The 17,848-nt window shown below is 47.2% G+C and carries 15 protein-coding genes; 1 reads left to right on the forward strand and 14 read right to left on the reverse strand.

All coding sequences use genetic code 11. The annotated features are described in order from the left end of the window. Positions 1 to 24: 24 nt before the first annotated feature. The 9 genes from gndA to N1249_RS14215 form a co-directional block, all read right to left on the reverse strand. A complete protein-coding gene (gene gndA, locus N1249_RS14175) occupies positions 25 to 1,431 on the reverse strand; it encodes an NADP-dependent phosphogluconate dehydrogenase (RefSeq protein ID WP_259830241.1) in 1,407 nt (468 codons plus the stop codon). A 151-nt stretch (positions 1,432 to 1,582) separates the two neighbouring features. Beyond that, positions 1,583 to 2,449: a glucose-1-phosphate thymidylyltransferase RfbA gene (gene rfbA / locus N1249_RS14180; protein WP_259830243.1), complete on the reverse strand. Its 867-nt coding sequence runs from the start codon at positions 2,447 to 2,449 to the stop codon at positions 1,583 to 1,585. A gap of 15 nt (positions 2,450 to 2,464) precedes the next feature. Continuing rightward, complete coding sequence (gene rfbB / locus N1249_RS14185; protein ID WP_259830245.1) at positions 2,465 to 3,529, reverse strand: dTDP-glucose 4,6-dehydratase; 1,065 nt, start codon at positions 3,527 to 3,529, stop codon at positions 2,465 to 2,467. 156 nt (positions 3,530 to 3,685) lie between these two features. Continuing rightward, complete coding sequence (gene wbaP / locus N1249_RS14190) at positions 3,686 to 5,122, reverse strand: undecaprenyl-phosphate galactose phosphotransferase WbaP (protein WP_259830247.1); 1,437 nt, start codon at positions 5,120 to 5,122, stop codon at positions 3,686 to 3,688. Positions 5,123 to 5,166: 44 nt separating this feature from the next. Next, the gene (locus N1249_RS14195) at positions 5,167 to 6,348 is read right to left on the reverse strand and encodes a glycosyltransferase family 4 protein (protein WP_014070915.1); all 1,182 of its coding nucleotides are present in this window, start codon (positions 6,346 to 6,348) and stop codon (positions 5,167 to 5,169) included. Next, positions 6,326 to 7,525, reverse strand: coding sequence for a glycosyltransferase (locus N1249_RS14200; protein ID WP_259830256.1), 1,200 nt, complete (start codon positions 7,523 to 7,525; stop codon positions 6,326 to 6,328). The genes N1249_RS14195 and N1249_RS14200 overlap by 23 nt, the downstream gene beginning before the upstream one ends. 12 nt (positions 7,526 to 7,537) lie before the next feature. Continuing rightward, a complete protein-coding gene (locus tag N1249_RS14205) occupies positions 7,538 to 9,031 on the reverse strand; it encodes a lipid II flippase MurJ (protein WP_259830258.1) in 1,494 nt (497 codons plus the stop codon). Further along, on the reverse strand, positions 9,028 to 10,194 hold the full coding sequence (locus tag N1249_RS14210; protein ID WP_259830260.1) for a glycosyltransferase family 4 protein: 1,167 nt from the start codon (positions 10,192 to 10,194) through the stop codon (positions 9,028 to 9,030). Before N1249_RS14210 ends, N1249_RS14205 begins: the two co-directional genes overlap by 4 nt. 157 nt (positions 10,195 to 10,351) lie before the next feature. After that, positions 10,352 to 10,510, reverse strand: a complete 159-nt coding sequence (locus N1249_RS14215) for a glycosyltransferase (RefSeq protein WP_259830262.1) — start codon at positions 10,508 to 10,510, stop codon at positions 10,352 to 10,354. Positions 10,511 to 10,703: 193 nt separating this feature from the next. Here N1249_RS14215 and N1249_RS14220 point away from each other — a divergent pair, with 193 nt between their 5' ends. Beyond that, entirely contained in the window at positions 10,704 to 10,931 is a 228-nt protein-coding gene (locus N1249_RS14220) for a hypothetical protein (RefSeq protein ID WP_259830265.1), read from the forward strand. A 4-nt stretch (positions 10,932 to 10,935) separates the two neighbouring features. Here the strand turns inward: N1249_RS14220 and N1249_RS14225 are convergent, their stop codons facing one another. The 5 genes from N1249_RS14225 to wcaM form a co-directional block, all read right to left on the reverse strand. Continuing rightward, complete coding sequence (locus tag N1249_RS14225) at positions 10,936 to 12,285, reverse strand: O-antigen ligase (protein WP_259830266.1); 1,350 nt, start codon at positions 12,283 to 12,285, stop codon at positions 10,936 to 10,938. Positions 12,286 to 12,320: 35 nt separating this feature from the next. Next, positions 12,321 to 13,706 carry a phosphomannomutase CpsG gene (cpsG, locus tag N1249_RS14230; protein ID WP_259830268.1) on the reverse strand — a complete coding sequence of 462 codons (1,386 nt, stop codon included), beginning with the start codon at positions 13,704 to 13,706 and terminating at the stop codon, positions 12,321 to 12,323. Further along, positions 13,706 to 15,103: a mannose-1-phosphate guanylyltransferase/mannose-6-phosphate isomerase gene (locus N1249_RS14235; protein ID WP_259830270.1), complete on the reverse strand. Its 1,398-nt coding sequence runs from the start codon at positions 15,101 to 15,103 to the stop codon at positions 13,706 to 13,708. The genes cpsG and N1249_RS14235 overlap by 1 nt, the downstream gene beginning before the upstream one ends. Before the next feature lie 265 nt (positions 15,104 to 15,368). Then, positions 15,369 to 16,268 carry a GalU regulator GalF gene (gene galF, locus N1249_RS14240; RefSeq protein WP_259830272.1) on the reverse strand — a complete coding sequence of 300 codons (900 nt, stop codon included), beginning with the start codon at positions 16,266 to 16,268 and terminating at the stop codon, positions 15,369 to 15,371. Positions 16,269 to 16,444: 176 nt separating this feature from the next. Continuing rightward, positions 16,445 to 17,836 carry a colanic acid biosynthesis protein WcaM gene (gene wcaM, locus N1249_RS14245; protein WP_259830274.1) on the reverse strand — a complete coding sequence of 464 codons (1,392 nt, stop codon included), beginning with the start codon at positions 17,834 to 17,836 and terminating at the stop codon, positions 16,445 to 16,447. Positions 17,837 to 17,848 lie beyond the last annotated feature (12 nt).

The following is a 17,848-nucleotide window of genomic DNA, read 5'->3' on the forward strand; positions in this document are numbered from 1 at the left end:
ACTATCAGACTGGTTTAAATCAGATTAATCCAGCCATTCGGTGTGGAACACACCTTCTTTATCAGTGCGTTTGTAAGTATGCGCACCGAAGTAGTCACGCTGAGCCTGAATCAGGTTGGCAGGCAGAACGGCAGCACGGTAGCTGTCGTAGTACGCCACAGCGGCAGAGAAGGTTGGAACCGGGATACCGTTTTGTACCGCATAAGCCACTACGTCACGCAGTGCCTGCTGGTATTCGTCAGCAATTTTCTTGAAGTACGGTGCCAGCAGCAGGTTCGCGATACCGGCATTTTCAGCGTAGGCATCAGTGATTTTTTGCAGGAACTGCGCACGAATGATGCAGCCAGCACGGAAGATCTTCGCGATTTCGCCGTAGTTCAGATCCCAGTTGTTTTCGTCAGACGCTGCGCGCAGCTGAGAGAAACCTTGCGCGTAGGAGACGATTTTACCCAGGTACAGCGCACGACGAACTTTCTCGATGAACTCGGCTTTTTCGCCTGCTGGTTTAGCCTGCGGACCAGACAGTACTTTAGAAGCCGCAACGCGCTGCTCTTTCAGAGAAGAGATGTAGCGTGCAAATACGGATTCGGTAATCAGAGACAGTGGTTCACCCAGGTCCAGAGAGCTCTGGCTGGTCCATTTACCGGTGCCTTTGTTCGCTGCTTCATCCAGAATCACATCAACCAGGTATTTACCTTCTTCATCTTTCTTGGTGAAGATATCTTTGGTAATGTCGATCAGGTAGCTGTTCAGCTCACCTTTGTTCCAGTCGGTGAAGGTCTCAGCCAGCTCTTCGTTAGACAGGTTCAGGCCGCCTTTCAGCAGGGAATATGCTTCTGCAATCAGCTGCATATCGCCGTATTCGATACCGTTGTGCACCATCTTCACATAGTGACCCGCACCGTCCGGACCGATATAGGTCACGCACGGCTCACCATCTTCAGCGATAGCCGCGATTTTGGTCAGAATTGGGGCAACCAGTTCGTAAGCTTCTTTCTGGCCGCCAGGCATGATAGATGGGCCTTTCAGCGCGCCTTCTTCACCACCGGAAACACCGGTACCGATGAAGTTAAAGCCTTCAGCAGACAGTTCACGATTACGACGAATGGTGTCCTGGAAGAAGGTGTTACCGCCATCAATAATGATGTCGCCCTTTTCCAGATATGGCTTCAGGGAATCGATGGCTGCGTCTGTGCCAGCGCCCGCTTTAACCATTAACAGGATACGACGAGGCGTTTCCAGCGATTCAACGAACTCCTGAACCGTGTAGAACGGAACCAGTTTCTTGCCTGGGTTTTCGGCAATCACTTCTTCGGTCTTTTCACGGGAGCGGTTGAAAACGGACACGGTATAACCACGGCTTTCGATGTTGAGCGCCAGGTTGCGCCCCATCACTGCCATACCGACAACGCCGATCTGTTGCTTGGACATTACATACTCCTGTCTTGGGGATAATCACTGCGGTGCGATGCAGTTTGAATGTGTCTATGATGTTAACTCAAGCCTGTTACTTATGGATAGCCTTTGGTGCGCTAACGCTATCAACAGAAGAAAATGGGGCAAATAAGTGAGCAGGTAGGTATTACTCTTTAATCAACATTGCCAGATATTGACCATATGACGTCTTCTTGAGTTTTTCCGCCTGAACAGCGATGTCATCTGCCGTCAGCCATTTCTTACGAAATGCAATTTCTTCAAGACAAGCCACCTTCATTCCCTGGCGCTTTTCAATGGTGTGAATGTACTGGGAGGCTTCAATAAGGCTATCGTGATTCCCGGTGTCAAGCCATGCGAATCCGCGCCCAAGAAGCCCCACTTCCAGCTCTCCGCGTTCGAGGTACATCTGATTAAGAGTCGTGATTTCCAGCTCACCCCGGGCAGAAGGTTTCACCTCTTTCGCCATATCTAGCACGTTATTATCGTAGAAATAGAGACCCGTTACAGCCCAGTTCGACTTAGGCTTCAGTGGTTTTTCTTCAATGGAGATTGCTTTGTAGTGCTCATCAAACTCCACCACGCCAAAACGTTCTGGATCCTGTACCTGATACCCAAATACCGTAGCCCCTTTGGTTTTGCTGGCTGCATCTTCCAGCTTCTTACTGAACCCGTGGCCAAAGAAAATATTGTCACCCAGCACCAGGGCGCACGTGTCGTTGCCGACAAACTTCTCACCGATGATAAACGCCTGAGCAAGGCCGTCCGGGGAGGGTTGCACTGCATAGGTGAAATTCACGCCAAACTGGGAGCCGTCTTTCATCAAACGTTGAAAAGCGGGCATATCTTCTGGCGTGGTGATGATTAAAATATCGCGGATCCCGGCCAACATCAGGACCGACACGGGATAGAAAATCATCGGTTTGTCGTAAATCGGGAGCAACTGTTTCGACACACCTTGTGTGATTGGATACAGACGGGTTCCTGACCCACCCGCTAATACAATTCCTTTCATCGCGCTATACCTCGATTATTTGCTCAGACCAAGACGCTCGCCAGCATAGGAGCCATCAAGCACCCGCTGCCACCAACCTTCGTGGGTGAGATACCAGTTGATCGTTTTCTCTATGCCACTTTCGAACGTTTCCAGCGGCACCCATCCGAGTTCGCGCTTAATTTTGCTGGCATCAATGGCGTAGCGAAGATCGTGTCCTGGACGGTCGGCCACAAAGGTAATCAGCTCTGCGAAACTGAGAATATTCGCGGGCTTTTTATCAATAATTTTATCGAGAATGGCGCAAATGGTTTTCACCACGTCGATGTTTTTGCGCTCGTTGTGACCACCAATACAGTATGTCTCCCCCTCTTTGCCTTCGGTTGCGACTTTGTAAAGTGCACGGGCATGATCCTCGACATACAACCAATCGCGGACCTGTTCACCATTGCCATACACCGGCAGAGGCTTACCCGCCAGCGCATTAAGGATGATCAAGGGGATCAGTTTTTCAGGGAAATGATACGGGCCATAGTTATTGGAACAGTTGGTGATCACCACTGGCAAACCATAGGTACGATTCCATGCACGCACTAAATGGTCGCTTCCTGCTTTCGATGCGGAATATGGACTGCTCGGTGCATAAGCCGTTTGCTCAGTGAACAGGCCTTCAGCATCATGCAGATCGCCAAATACTTCATCAGTTGAAATATGGTGGAAACGGAAAGAGTCTTTCTGTTTACCGTCCAGTGATGCGTAATGGTTACGCGCCGCTTCAAGCAGCGTAAAAGTGCCAATCACGTTGGTCTGGATAAAAGCTGCCGGGCCATCAATAGAGCGATCGACATGACTTTCTGCGGCCAGATGCATGATGATATCAGGCTGGAACTCACTGAAAAGTGTGCCAATACCTTTAGCATCGGTGATGTCCGTACGCGAAAATGAATAACGAGGATTATTTTCTACGGATGCCAGGGACTCAAGGTTGCCAGCGTAGGTTAAGCAATCTACGACACGTACCGAATCCTGAGTATTGTTAATAATATGACGAACAACGGCGGACCCAATAAATCCTGCGCCACCTGTTACGAGTATTTTCATATTTCATTCACTTTCAGTCATTTAATCAAAGGAGACTCAGGCGCAAACGCAAGCAACCCTGGGTTGCTCGCCCTACCCGCAACGTCCCCTTCAAAAAGGGCGCGGTGACTGGCTGATATCAAAATCAGCCCTGTTAACGGTGGATTGCGCTGTAAATTAATAAGCCCCTTTTCTGAACAGAACCACGTTTACGGTTTTGAATAAGATGACGATATCATTCCACAATGACCAGTTTTTCACGTACCAGGAGTCGAAGTACACGCGAGTGGTGTAATCAACATCGTTACGCCCACTTACCTGCCATAGCCCGGTCATCCCCGGCTTCACCATCAGGTAGTAGTCAACATCATCAGCATAGCGTTCAAGCTCTTCGTGAATAACCGGACGCGGGCCAACCAGGCTCATCTCACCTTTGAGCACATTAAATAGCTGTGGTAATTCATCGAGGCTTGTTTTACGAATAAAGCGGCCGATAGCCGTTATGCGTGGGTCATCCTTGAGTTTGAAATCTTTTTCCCACTCGGCCCTGGCTTCAGCATCGCTTTCAAGCAGCTTCTCGAGTATCTCTTTAGAGTTGATATCCATTGAGCGGAATTTGTAGCAATCAAATTTCTTACCACGACGGCCAATCCTGGTATGGGCGTAGATTGCCGGGCCGCCATCACGAGAAACTTTGTACCAGAGGTAGACAAACAGTGGCGATGAAACAAGAAGAATACCTAACGTACAGACGATATCGAAGGTTCGTTTGATAAAACGCGAGGTCGCTTTAGAGAGGTTATTATGAACCTGCAACAGTAATACTTCATGGCTAAAGATGAAGGACATACTGGTACCGTAAAGCGGGAATCCTCGCAGCGAAGGAATGATAATAACGTTACGGCATTTATGTTTGGCTAAGAAGCGTAACCAGTTTTCAAATTTATCTTTTTCATCAAAATCGCAAGCGACAACGAACTGGGTCGAAAAAGCATTGTACTGGGTGAGAAGAGTGGCTTCATCTTTAATAACTGGGCACTCTTCCATCATATCTGCCGTTGCATCAAAATCGCAAAACGCATCGATTTTAAAGCCAGAGACTTCATGGCTTTGCAAGGCATAATAGGCTTCCCGGGCGTTACGCCCTGCACCTAATATCACGGTACGTTTTTTCCAGTAGCCCAGTTTATCCAACAGAACTTTGGTTATTTCCCGTGATACTGGCACCATAATGATGGCATACATCCAGCAATAGGCCCAGATATAGCGTGAGAAGTGCCACTTGGAGAACGCAACCAGCGCCAGGTCAAAAACTGAAAAAATGACAATGGTACGCAGTGTTTCTTTCAACTCAGACCAGAAAGGTTTTTTCTGCGCATAATGACGCAGACGAACACCAAACCAAAAGACGCATAACGCAGTCAGGATCAGATGCGACAGCAGTCGGACATCAATCTGACGAATTGGCATAAAAGTATTTAAATCGCCAATAAAAAACATGATAGTTAAAAAAGACAGGCCTAACGAAATATTAAGCCAGAAAAAATCGGACACAATTAATGCTGCCCGACATATAAACTCTCTCTTTTGATCTTTAAATACGCTACTTTTCATTATTCATTCCCTGGCATAAATCATCTGATTTATGCCCGTGGTCATTATTTCTCGGGGTGAGTATAGCCGTTCTGCACTCTGGCAGCCTGGGTGTTAATCAATGACTCAGAGTATTGAGCCCAGGCATTATCAACATAACTGCTAATCTCATCACGAAAACGTTGCTCAGAGAAGCTCAACGCATGTTCGCGGCAATCTTCCGGCTTAATTTCACTCGCGTATTTCTCAAAAGTATTCACAGCGTCGCAAATGGACTCCGCCGTTTGTTCGAAGAAGAACAGACCCGTTGGTTTTTCGCTACCAAGTGGCTTAACGGTTTCAAGGCATCCGCCTTTGCCATAGGTGATAACAGGTGTGCCACTTGCCTGCGCCTCGACAGGAGAGATACCAAAGTCTTCTTCCGCAGCAAAGACATACGCCTTTGCACGCTTCATGTAGTCCACCAGCGCCGCGTCATCCTGATAACCCAGTAAGGTGATATTGCTGGTTGCCAGTTGCTTAATCTTGTCCATTTCTGAACCATCGCCGATAACGATGAGTTTTTTATCCGGCATTTTGGCAAACGCGCTGACGATAAGATCGACACGCTTATAAGGAACCATACGACATGCGGCCAGATAAAAGTCTTCTTTGCTGTCGCTGAACTCAAACTTATCCGTATTCACTGGCGGATAAATAACGTCCGCTTGTCTGCCATAAACTTTATTGATACGGCGGGCAATAAACTGCGAGTTACCAATGAAATGGTTAACACCCGCGGCTGTACGGTAGTCCCAGATACGGATTTTGTGCAGCAGATACTTAGCAAGCCAACCCTTAAGGCCTTTGTTTAAGCCTGATTCACGCAGATACTGATGCTGGAAATCCCACGCATAGCGGATTGGTGAGTGAACATAAGAAACATGGATCTGGTCCGGCCCCGTGATCACCCCTTTAGACACCGCATGACTACTTGAAATCACCACATCATAAGCGGACATATCAAGTTGTTCGATTGCCAGCGGCATCAATGGCAGGTAGGACTGGAATTTTTTAGCGGCAAAAGGTAAACGCTGGATGAAGGTCGTCGCGACTTTTTTATTATTCAGAAAATGTCTGTCTTTTGGTTTTAAAAAATCACATACGGCAAATACATCCGCTTCTGGATAGCAACGCAGAATTTGCTCAACTACTTTTTCAGAACCGGCATAGGAACTGAACCACTCATGAACGATTGCTACTTTCATTACGCTTCTCATCAATTAACTTAAACATTTTTTCAGTACGTGACTGGTAAGTATACTGCTGCGCAAGTTCCTGGCATTTCTCAACAGAAATCCTGTTCCCTGACGTAATATCTTCCAGTGCTGAAATAAAATCTGTTGGCGTGTGAGCGATACGAACATAGTCTTTAAAGTCACATAATGACGCTAAGTCCACACTCACAACGGCCTTCCCCGCAGCCAGATATTCAAAGAACTTCATTGGGAACATCGAGGCGGTGTATTCATTCAAATTGTTCGGCAACAACGTTGCCGTGAACCCTTTCAAATACCCCGGTAACTGCTGGTACGATCGTGGGCCAATCAGATGAATATTCTTATGACGGGTTAACTGAGTCGCATCGGTATTCGGGTCACCCTCGCCGACGTCGCCGATCATCACGATAGACCATTCCGGATGCGCCTTCGCTATCTCTTCCAGCAGCGAGAAATTAACTTTATAGCCACTGATTGCACCGATGAAACCAATTCTTGGCTCCGGGATCTGGCTCAGGTCTGCGGGTACAGGCAAATTCTCGTCAAGCGCGGTAGAAAAGTGGTTATAGTCGGCCACATTCGAAAAGTAATAAACCTCATCGCTCCATTTCTGCCTTGATTTTAGCAGCGTCAGGGAAGTCACGAAGGTGATATCTGCGCGACGTACCAGCTCTTCTTCCGCATCCTGGAGGATATCTACCGGCATTCCCGGCTGCGCTTTAATTTCATCCACGCAATGATAGACAACGTAACCAAAATCACTCGGCTCAAGAAAACGGGTGGTCAGCGGGTTATAGGTCCAAAGCGTTTCATCTTTGAACTTCAATCGCCAGCACCAGAACTTGAGCGCACTGCTGAGGATCAACTTGTTGAGCTTACGGACAAACGCATAATTATTGAACGGGATCGATATTGGCGACCAGACCCAGATGTTGTCACGTACCTGACGAGGAGCTTTAATCGCTTTTAATACGCGACGGAAGATACGCGAGAGATCTTTCTTGTTCACGCTTGGGCGGCGCAGCCCCAAAGATTCAATATACAGCACGCGATGCCCGCGGTTTGCCAGCTCTACAGCAACATGCTGTTTGTTTGTCCAGAAAGGGTTGTCCCAGTCTGCTGTTGATAAGACGACGATGTCGTTTATGTCTGTAGTATTTTTCATAAGATTAATATGTTATCTCAGTCCCTTTTTGATGAAAATCCCTTTAATACCCTCGCGGTACATGGGGAACAACATTGCCCATAACAGACTAAACACCACAAATAATGTGCCATTCACCAGCAATCTGACCATCACATTACCAGGTTCAGTAATGACGTTTTCTAAAGCCAGGAGCAACAATGTGTATATCATCAGCCCAGGCACAATCTTCAATGCGGCAGGGATCAGGTCTTTCGCAATTTTAAGATACCAGGCACTGCATACGAACATGACCAGTCCATAAATAGAGTTACCGATCCCCAGACCAAATGCGCCCCAAATCTTGTATGTAGCCAGGTTAACCAGTGCGTTACTCAACAGTGCCACGATCATCACAATCAGGACCTGCTTATTATTAAGATGGGCGCTGAGTGCTTTAATGAAAATGTAACCGATAACCTGCGCCCAGAGTCCGATACACATCCCCTGGATGATGTCAGTTGTGACGGTCACAGAGTGTTCATTAAACTGACCGCGCATAAAGAGCAACTCAACAATATCCCTGGCATACATAAAGATGAAAAAGGACATATTCATCGAAAGCAGTGCCAGCCAGTTATATATCGTGGTTACTTTCTCACGGACAACTTCAGTGGATTGCGAGGACCAGACAGGTAAACCCGCAAAAGCAATAGGTACCGAAAGGATGAAGGTGACGGTGTCGGTAATAAAGCGGGCATAATCCAGACCGGATACCACATCAATACTGAGTAACGACGCCAGCGCCCTTTCGAGCGTGATGTTTCCCTGAAGAATCAGGGGCAGCAACAGCAATGGGCGTAATGTTATCCAGAAGCTATTCATCACCTGCTTAACTTCCGCCATCTCAAAACGTTCCGGCAGGTTAAGAATGTTGCCTTTTTTGGCTCTCATCACCGCCCAGAAGCTAAAGACGATGTAACTGCCTGTAAAACCCCACGCCAACAACAAATAATTATTATAGTAATAGGCGGCAACAACACCTAACAGCATCCCCACGTTCTGAATAGAGGCACGCATGGACATGGGTTTATAGTCCCCATGCGCCATTGATATGTAGTTTATCAAGCCAGAACAGAGATAGAATGGGCAGCAAATCGCCATTATCTTGAACAGCTCATTAGTCATTTCACGGGCATTACCATTAATACCCGGCGCCATAATACCGACCCAATAATCAGACAAGAAGAACAGAACAAAAAATAGCAGCAGCGAAATCACAGCAAAGAACATAAACATGCACAACTTGAACGTTGAAGCACGAAACTCGTTTTCTGTGAGATATTTTTTATATAACGGAATAAATGCTGAATTCAGGCTATCGCTTGTCATGAAGTTGATGGGTACTAAGGTGCCGGTCTGGGCAATTCGGTAGGCCCCGTTGATATCACCTGTACCAAAAAATTTCGCCATCAAAACTTCTCGCACCAACCCAAGAACTTTTGAGAGCATATTTCCGCCAAGTAACTGGCTAATAGCTTTTTTCATTTAGAGATTCTTTGAAATAATGAAATATATTCACCCACGGCGTAACTCAGTGTGTTTTTAACGGGAATATATGATTCTCTTTCCATGTTGCTAACCGTATCAATATAAGCAAGCACTTGTCCTGTAGGAATTTCATTCGGATTACATTTGAAAATCTTTTCACCTGCGGTAAATGTAAGATGTTCAGAGATAATTAATGGCAATCCTGCACTCATGGCTTCAAGCACGTTTAAGGGTAACCCTTCCACTCTTTTCGTCAGGAACAAAAAGAGATCGGCACACTGCATGAGAGTGGCTAATTCATTTCTGGTTTTCGCGCCCATAAACAGCACGTCCTGGCTCAATGCAAGCTCGTCAACCTTCTTCCGCAGCTGCGGTTCATAGGGGCCATTACCGCAAACTAGCAGTTTTGCATCAGGCTTGAGTTTTTTGACCTGTGCAAACAGCTCAATGTTTTTATCCACCCCTTTTTGCTCATGCAAACGTGAAGCAGACAAAAATACCAGCGCATCAGGCGCGATGCCCAGTTGCTCCCGCAAGGCGACTTTTTGCGAAATCGCATCGGAGAAAAGCTGTTCATCAATGCCATTCTCAATCTTCGCCACCTTGTTCTTATCACAGATAAGACGAGTCGGGAAATTCGTTAAATCAGCCCGGACAGCTTCCCCCACCGCCACAACCCAGTCGAAGTGGGAATAATGCATAGCATCTAAGTAAAAACCGTGTACGTTTTTTACACTGGACAGGATTTTTTTAATCTGCCGGGTTTTCAGTTTGGAAACGAATTCCCCGACCGACGTCCCGTGCGCCTGCATAATAAACTTCGCTTCAGGAAACAGCTTTTTATACTTTAGCGTACTAAACGCGCCGGCACTGATGCTTATCACCGCGCGGACATTTTCTTTATTGCTCCAGCACTCTGCTAACTTCTCTGTTTCAGACCACCATCCTTTCGAATACGCAGCCCTCGGGATATTTTTAATCTTAATGATTTCAGGAAGATGCTCTGAAGCAGGAACCTCTGCATCAAAATCTGTCGTGATAACCTTAACATCGAACCCTTTTATCTGTAGTTGCAAAGCAAGATCCCATGCCACGACTTCCATGCCACCAAGATGGTGGAACGGAAGGGAGCGCGCGAAAATAATAACTTCTTCAGCCATGAATCAGTTCCTGATAAATTTTTCTAACTTTAAGGTTTACGTCGATAAATTGAATTTTTCGCTGATAAAGTTACGTGCATTCCTGCCCATTTCAGCGCGTTTTTGTTCGTCATTAAGCAGGAATGATATTCTGTCGGCCAACTGCATATCATCACGTTCAGTGACCAAAAAAGCCGGGTTGCTCATCGATGATGGCTTCTGAGATACTGCCATGACGGATACCAATCACCGGCACGCCCGTTACTGCTGCTTCCAGCAGCACCATTCCCAGGCCTTCTGCATCCCCAGTTTTGGCCAGTATGCTGGTTTTAGCCATCCATGCAATAACATCTTTGTGTGGCAAAACGCCAATGAAGATGGCGTTTTGCTCAAGGATTAATGGCGCTAATTAAAACGGCAGCTTTTTTTCAACCAGGCTCGCCACATGCCGGATAATACCCTGATCGTCTTCTCTTTCGCGAGGTTGGTATTTATCAACATCAATACCGATATCGTGCTGGACATATCTTATGTTCAGGGAAGCCGTGGCTCAGGGCTTACTGGGCGATGACATTGGAAACACTGATAAATTTATCGCCCTGGTTTTTAACTTTTTGCTGACGAATTATGCAGTTCCCAGCATTCATTTAATACACAGGCAATCGCGCCCTCAGTTTTTTACCGATGACGTGCCTGCCGACATAGCACTTTTCAAAGTGCTGAGGAGCCTCAGCCTGCTGCTGAATGAAAACCGCTGAACCTTTAAATAGTTGGCCCCTGAAAATACCGACCATTTTCATTCTTATCTCTTATTTTTCGAGTTATCTGTACGTTACCTGCCATACATAACCCCAGCATGACGGCTAATACCATCATCTGATGCGGTTCACCAATCAGGCCAAAGTTTTCGCCAAAACCATGCGCAAACAACCAGGAGAGCACCATTAATAACGCGAAACCAATATTTTTCTGTTCTGCGCTGGCGTTTTTGATTGCGCGTAATGCAATACCAATGCTGCCCAGAATAAAAGCTATTCCCATAATAGAGGCAATCACCCCGGACTTTGACCAGAGATAGATCAAGGTGTTGTGCGGTGGAAGGAAATAGTCACTGTGCTGACTGTAATCCACTTCCCAGCCGCCGAAACCTTGCCCCATCAACGGGTTGTTTAAGAATGCATTGAACGCGTAATTCCAGATTTGATAGCGCGCTTCAGCTGTGTCGGTTGACTCCTGCAAGAAGCCGCTCTGCTCAACAACGCTGAAAATAACGCTAATAGCAATCAAAATAATGGCAAAAGAGGCTCCAACCGAGCCGACAACCACCTTTGTCGAACGTTGTAATTTCAGGTAGAAAATAAAAGCTGGGATCAGCACGGCAAAGAGCACACCCGCTTTTGACCCGGTAAAGAAGACGGTCAACCACAGCAGAATCGCCATAAGCAGCGTTATTTTGGACTTCAACGCTTTATAAATACCCCATGCCATAAAGGATGAAATACCCGCATAACATGCCGCAGCGTTGGCATTGACAAACAGTACACCGCCCGCTTTTACCGGATCGTAGAAATTATTCCTGACCCCATCCAGTAATCCCTGAAGCGTGTTCATTCCCATGGTAAATTTACTTACCGGAGAAAGAACTATCGCCAGTTCCAGCGATTCATTCAACCTGAATATGATGACGGTAATTGCCTGTAAGCAAATAAAAAATATCATCACATTGATGGTTTTATAAAGCGCTATCCGGTCTTTTAATGCCAGTACATAGATGGCATTGGAAATCACGATAAACTCAGTCAGGTAAGCAATATCGCGAATGCCCATCGATTTTTCAACCGACCACGCAAGACTCAAGGTACTAATACAAATCAGCCCCAGAAGCGCGATGTTCGTCGGTTTGGCTAAGAACCGGTTTGCATTAATTATCAACTCGGGCAAAAGCAGTGCAGGGAGCAAAAACGCAAGCGGGACATCTGCCCCACCCAGTTGCACCAGATATAACTGTGGAACGCTACACACCAGCACCATCAACAGCCTGATGTGTAAGGGAAGCGCGAGGAAAATAAAAAAGAAAATTAAACCTAACGCTGCTAATAACACTTCTATCATTACTATTTTCCCACGCGATTAAGCACTCTAATAATTTAGCTATTTATCAGCCCTAACAGCTCATCTCGTTTTGTTTCCATCAAATCCCAGTTGGCATCCGTTTCAACATTAAGGCGCAGCAGCGGTTCTGTGTTAGACGTACGGATGTTGAAACGCCAGTCGGGGAACGACATGCTCAGACCATCCGTATAATCAATATCAATGGCCTGTGATGAATAACGAGCCTCAATATCTGCGATTAGCGCTGTGGCATTTGCCACTTTACGGTTGATTTCACCCGAAACAGGGAATCTGGCAATACGAGATTTCACCAGCGAGCCCAGTGAAGAACCAGAAGTTAAAACAAGCTCAGCGACCAGAAGCCACGGGATCATTCCACTGTCGCAGTAGGCAAACTCCCGGAAGTAATGGTGGGCACTCATTTCACCACCGTAAACCGCGTTCTCTGAACGCATACGCTCTTTGATAAATGCATGTCCGGTTTTAGACATCACAGGGATACCACCCGCCGTCTCAACAATATCAACAGTGTTCCATGTGAGTCGCGGGTCGTGGATGATTTTCGCGCCAGGCTCCTTATTCAGGAACGCTTCCGCTAAGAGCCCGACAATATAGTAGCCCTCGATGAAATTTGCTTTTTCATCGAAGAGGAAACAGCGGTCAAAATCACCGTCAAACGCGATACCCATATCCGCCTGAGTGGCTAATACAGCATTTGCCGTATCCTGGCGCGCTTCAGGTAACAGGGGGTTAGGAATGCCGTGCGGGAACGTACCATCCGGGTCGTTATGAACTTTATTGAATTCAACCGGCAAACCTGCCGTTTTGAAGCGTCGTTCAATTTCGTCAATGACGTGTCCCGCAGCACCATTCCCGGAGTTAATGACCAGCGTCATTGGCGAGATACGGAAATTATCGAGATTCACATAGCCCAGCAGATGATCAACATACTCATTCAGAATAGTGACTTTCCTGTAGCTCCCTTTGCTTTCATAGGGGGTAAAGTCGTTGGCTTCCGCCAGGCGCTGAATGTCTCTTAAACCGGTGTCACCGCTGATTGGACGGGCGCCGCTGCGAACCAGCTTCATCCCGTTATAGTTGATGGGGTTGTGGCTGGCGGTCACTTCAATTCCGCCATCGACGTTCAAATGGAAGGTGGCAAAATAAATCTCTTCTGTTCCGGAAAGCCCGATATCAAGGACATCACAACCGCCATCCATCAGCCCTTCTGCCAGCGCCATCTTTAATGACTCGCTGGTCAGACGCACATCGCCGCCCACGACAACCTGTTTTGGTCCCAGACACTGTGCATAAGCGCGGCCAATACGCCAGGCGATATCTTCATTAAGCTCTTCACCTAATTTCCCACGGATATCATAGGCTTTAAAACAGGTTAACTTGTTATTATTTTTATCGTCCATTACGAAATCCTTAGTACGTCATCTTCGCCCAAATAACTACCAAACTGAATTTCCAGAATCTCCAGATTTATTTTTCCAGGATTCGACAGCTTATGTTTTTTACCAACTGGAATGGTCGTTGACTCATTTTCAGTGAGATAAATTTCATTACCTTCAACGCCAATCAATGCCGTCCCGGTCAGGACAACCCAGTGCTCAATACGATGATGATGCAACTGAAGAGAGAGCTCACCGCCAGGAATAATGGTTACGCGATTCACTTTATATCGAGCATCACGCACCAGGGTTTCGACATGGCCCCACGGCATATAGCGCGTAGTATGTTCACGGCATTCGCTTCGCGCATTCGCTTTAAGGTGTTCTACGACAACTTTAACGTCCTGGACATTATCTTTATGGGATACCAGAAGCGCGTCTTTGGTATTAACGATAATCAGGTCATCGACCCCTAACGCCGCCGTCAGTTTACCTTCGCTGCGAATATAGCAATCACGCGTTTTATGGGTAAAGACATCACCAATCAGCGCATTACCCTGCGCATCATGGGCAGAGGTTTCCCACAGAGCGGACCACGAACCCACGTCATTCCAGCCAGCATCCATTGCCGTCACAATACCTAATTCGGTATGTTCCATCACAGCGTAATCGATTGAATCTGAAGGGCAGCAGTTGAAAATCTCTTTATCGAGTTTAATAAAGTCGAGATCGTTGACAGGCTGCTGCATGGCATTTTTGCAGGCATCGAGGATCGACGGGCAAAACTTCGCCACTTCGTTCAGATAAGCAGAAGCGCGGAACATGAACATGCCGCTGTTCCACAAGTACTCTTTGCTTTCGAGGTAAGAAACCGCGGTTGCCTGATCGGGTTTTTCAACAAATCGCTTAATTTTCCAGGCCGTTGAATTCCCCGCGTGCTGTACTTCGCCGCGCTGAATATAGCCATAGCCGGTTTCTGGTTGCGTTGGCACGATGCCAAACGTAACCAGTTTTCCGTCTTCGGCGAAAGGAATTGCGTCGGTAATAACCGAATGGAATGCCGTGTTATCGGCGATGAGGTGGTCGGCTGCCAGAATTAACATCACAGGGTCCTCCCCTGTTTCCAGCGCATGTAAGGCAGCCAGAGTGATAGCCGGAGCAGTATTACGACCAACAGGTTCAAGGATGATGTTGCCGGCCAGTTTGTGCATTTGCCTTAACTGTTCCGCCACCAGAAAACGGTGATCTTCGTTACAGATGACAATCGGATCTGCCACGTCCAGCCCATTCAGACGCGAGATCGTGTTTTGCAGCATTGACCCCCCCTGATGGAATGAAAGGAATTGCTTGGGCTGCAACTCTCGAGACATCGGCCAAAGTCGACTCCCTGTTCCTCCTGCGATCACCACTGGAAGTAACATCCTGCTTCTCCTGCTTTGCTCAATACGGGTTTGTGTGTAAAAAAGGCACGCTACCGCCCCTGGCTTACGCTACCAGAAGCAATATTCGAAATTGATATTTCCCGGACTGCATGTGTCGTTCAGTTGCAGGCGAGATTAGCAATAAGGTATTTGGCAGCGTTTATGCCAAAATCTAAAATCGGGTTTGTATGCTTTATATAAGACAAAAGACCACACTGAAATTTCAGGGTAGTCTCCTGTTTTACTACGCCATCAAAACGGTCGTTTACTCATAGGTTTCTAACAGCTTCTTAATGCTCTCGCGGAACTTCTGCCCTTCTTTCAGGTTGCGCATTCCGTAGTTCACAAACGCCTGCATGTAACCCATTTTCTTACCGCAGTCGTAGCTGTCGCCGGTCATCAGCATGGCGTCAACGGACTGTTTCTTCGCCAGCTCTGCAATGGCGTCAGTCAGTTGAACACGATCCCATGCGCCAGGAGTCGTCTTCTCGAGCTCGGCCCAGATATCAGCGTTCAGAACATAACGGCCAACGGCCATCAGATCGGAATCCAGCGTCTGTGGTTGATCCGGTTTTTCGATGAACTCAACGATGCGGCTCACCTGACCTTCAGAATCCAGGGACTCTTTAGTCTGGATGACGGAGTATTCGGACAGATCGCCCTTCATGCGCTTAGCCAGAACCTGGCTGCGGCCGGTTTCATTGAAACGGGCAACCATAGCGGCGAGGTTGTAACGCAGCGGATCGGCGGTTGCGTTGTCCAGAATGATGTCTGGCAGCACAACAATAAATGGATTGTCACCCACGACAGGACGTGCACAAAGAATGGAGTGCCCCAGGCCCAGTGGCTGCGCCTGACGCACGTTCATGATGGTCACGCCAGGAGGACAGATGGACTGAACTTCGGCCAGCAGCTGGCGCTTAACACGCTGCTCAAGCAGCGCTTCGAGTTCATAAGAGGTGTCGAAGTGGTTTTCTACGGCATTCTTGGATGAGTGCGTCACCAGAACGATTTCTTTGATCCCTGCGGCAACAATTTCGTCAACGATGTACTGAATCATTGGCTTATCAACGATTGGCAGCATCTCTTTAGGAATTGCCTTCGTGGCTGGCAGCATGTGCATACCCAGGCCCGCCACCGGAATGACTGCTTTCAAATTAATCATTATTTCTTCCACCTTAAAATGGTTGACGAATTATAGCTCTTTAACCTGTTTTCGCCAGCATGATTTACCATAACCTTCAGGTGATATTACGCTTTACCATCACAAATTACAGTAGTTGCATTCTGAATCACGCGTGGATTCATACCAGGAATTATCGCAAAATAGCAAAATCCGGGTTAACCGTGCGGCAGTCTAAAATTTAGCCGATCCGTATTCACGATTTGCTGATCAACCCGGTCAATATCTACCGAACTTTGCCCCTTCTCATTTACTGCCTTGATGTTTGCCAGAGACAACAACGTCTCTTCTTTGGCCATAAATTTGCCGCGGACATCCTTGCGGAGATCAAAGTTCATCTTCAGTGCCGGACCGATGGTGGACTCTTGCATCACATTGATATTGCGTAAGAAAAGATGTTGAGGTTTATTGTGAAGTTCGAGGGTGGCGCGCGTCATGTTGACGTTGGTGATGGCGACAAAAGAGGTGGCATTGCCGGATGATATCTGGATACCGCGCAACTTATAATCAAGCTGCCTATTATCCAGGCTAATATCATTGATTTTAAAGTTCTGCGGTATCGAAAGATAATCTCCCTTAATTACCCCATAGCCAATTAACATGCCAGCGCTATTGACCATATCAATATTATCAATAACAAAGTTATCGCAGCCGTAAATAGCTACCGTGGCATTATCGATCCCCGCTTTTTTACTGAAATCAGGGGTGATATTTTTGGCTTTTACATTACGAATAATAAAGTGTTTGCCGTTTTCCACATGGACTAATTGCCTGCAATTGCTGCCGGTAATATTCGCTACCACGAAATTCTTCACCGCCTGCTTTTCAGGATAATCATTGTCATAGGTGCTTCCGGCAAGACCGATGCCGATGCCCCAGTTGATCTTGCCGTTGGTACAGTTGATGTTATCGATAACATGGTCAGAGATCAGGATATCCTGGTCGTTAATGGCCACGTTCCATTCGATGGCATCCCCCTGTAAATGACTAAAACGGCTGTTGGTTATGCGCGCGCCTGCCACCTGATTATGAAATCCCTGGCGCAGGATAGCGTAATTCGCCTGCGTCACAGTAATGTCATCAATAATAAGGTTACGCATAATTTGTGGCTTTTTACCCCCAATATAAATCTGGGTAACGGGGCCAAAACCACTCATCGCCAGCCCGCGGATAACACAATTCGATCCGCGAACGTCCAGGGTAATATTCTCGCTACGCCCCCCCGCTTCGCCAATCACCTGGCAGCCATCCTGTAACACAAAGCGACCACGTCCATTGCCCGTCAGCGTCCCGCGGATCAGCAGCGTTTTACCCTCAGGAATAAAAATGCCGGTATTGATGTTGTCACAGGTGAAGCCAGCGGGAACCACCACGGTATTGCCTTCGGCAAATGCCTGCTTAAACGCGGCTATCCAGTCATGGTTGTTGTACTGGTTGATGTTCACCGTGCGGCTGCCGGCCGCCCTGGCAACCGGAGAAGAGAACAACGGGGTTGCGGCCAGCACAGAGCAGGCCGAAATAAATGAGCGTCGGGTAATTTTTTTCAGCATACAACCTCGGCG

Origin of the sequence: Enterobacter sp. CP102, from assembly GCF_025152625.1 — a bacterium.
GTDB lineage: Bacteria > Pseudomonadota > Gammaproteobacteria > Enterobacterales > Enterobacteriaceae > Enterobacter > Enterobacter soli.

Bases quoted from the DNA above. Each gene is read 5' to 3' on its own strand.
- galF (WP_259830272.1), bottom strand. From the start codon at position 16,268: ATGATTAATTTGAAAGCAGTCATTCCGGTGGCGGGCCTGGGTATGCAC.
- N1249_RS14210 (WP_259830260.1), bottom strand. From the start codon at position 10,194: ATGGCTGAAGAAGTTATTATTTTCGCGCGCTCCCTTCCGTTCCACCAT.
- rfbA (WP_259830243.1), bottom strand. From the start codon at position 2,449: ATGAAAGGAATTGTATTAGCGGGTGGGTCAGGAACCCGTCTGTATCCA.
- N1249_RS14220 (WP_259830265.1), top strand. From the start codon at position 10,704: ATGTTCAGGGAAGCCGTGGCTCAGGGCTTACTGGGCGATGACATTGGA.
- wbaP (WP_259830247.1), bottom strand. From the start codon at position 5,122: ATGAAAAGTAGCGTATTTAAAGATCAAAAGAGAGAGTTTATATGTCGG.
- N1249_RS14195 (WP_014070915.1), bottom strand. From the start codon at position 6,348: ATGAAAGTAGCAATCGTTCATGAGTGGTTCAGTTCCTATGCCGGTTCT.
- cpsG (WP_259830268.1), bottom strand. From the start codon at position 13,706: ATGGACGATAAAAATAATAACAAGTTAACCTGTTTTAAAGCCTATGAT.
- N1249_RS14205 (WP_259830258.1), bottom strand. From the start codon at position 9,031: ATGAAAAAAGCTATTAGCCAGTTACTTGGCGGAAATATGCTCTCAAAA.
- wcaM (WP_259830274.1), bottom strand. From the start codon at position 17,836: ATGCTGAAAAAAATTACCCGACGCTCATTTATTTCGGCCTGCTCTGTG.
- N1249_RS14225 (WP_259830266.1), bottom strand. From the start codon at position 12,285: ATGATAGAAGTGTTATTAGCAGCGTTAGGTTTAATTTTCTTTTTTATT.
- gndA (WP_259830241.1), bottom strand. From the start codon at position 1,431: ATGTCCAAGCAACAGATCGGCGTTGTCGGTATGGCAGTGATGGGGCGC.
- N1249_RS14200 (WP_259830256.1), bottom strand. From the start codon at position 7,525: ATGAAAAATACTACAGACATAAACGACATCGTCGTCTTATCAACAGCA.
- N1249_RS14235 (WP_259830270.1), bottom strand. From the start codon at position 15,103: ATGTTACTTCCAGTGGTGATCGCAGGAGGAACAGGGAGTCGACTTTGG.
- N1249_RS14215 (WP_259830262.1), bottom strand. From the start codon at position 10,510: ATGGCTAAAACCAGCATACTGGCCAAAACTGGGGATGCAGAAGGCCTG.
- rfbB (WP_259830245.1), bottom strand. From the start codon at position 3,529: ATGAAAATACTCGTAACAGGTGGCGCAGGATTTATTGGGTCCGCCGTT.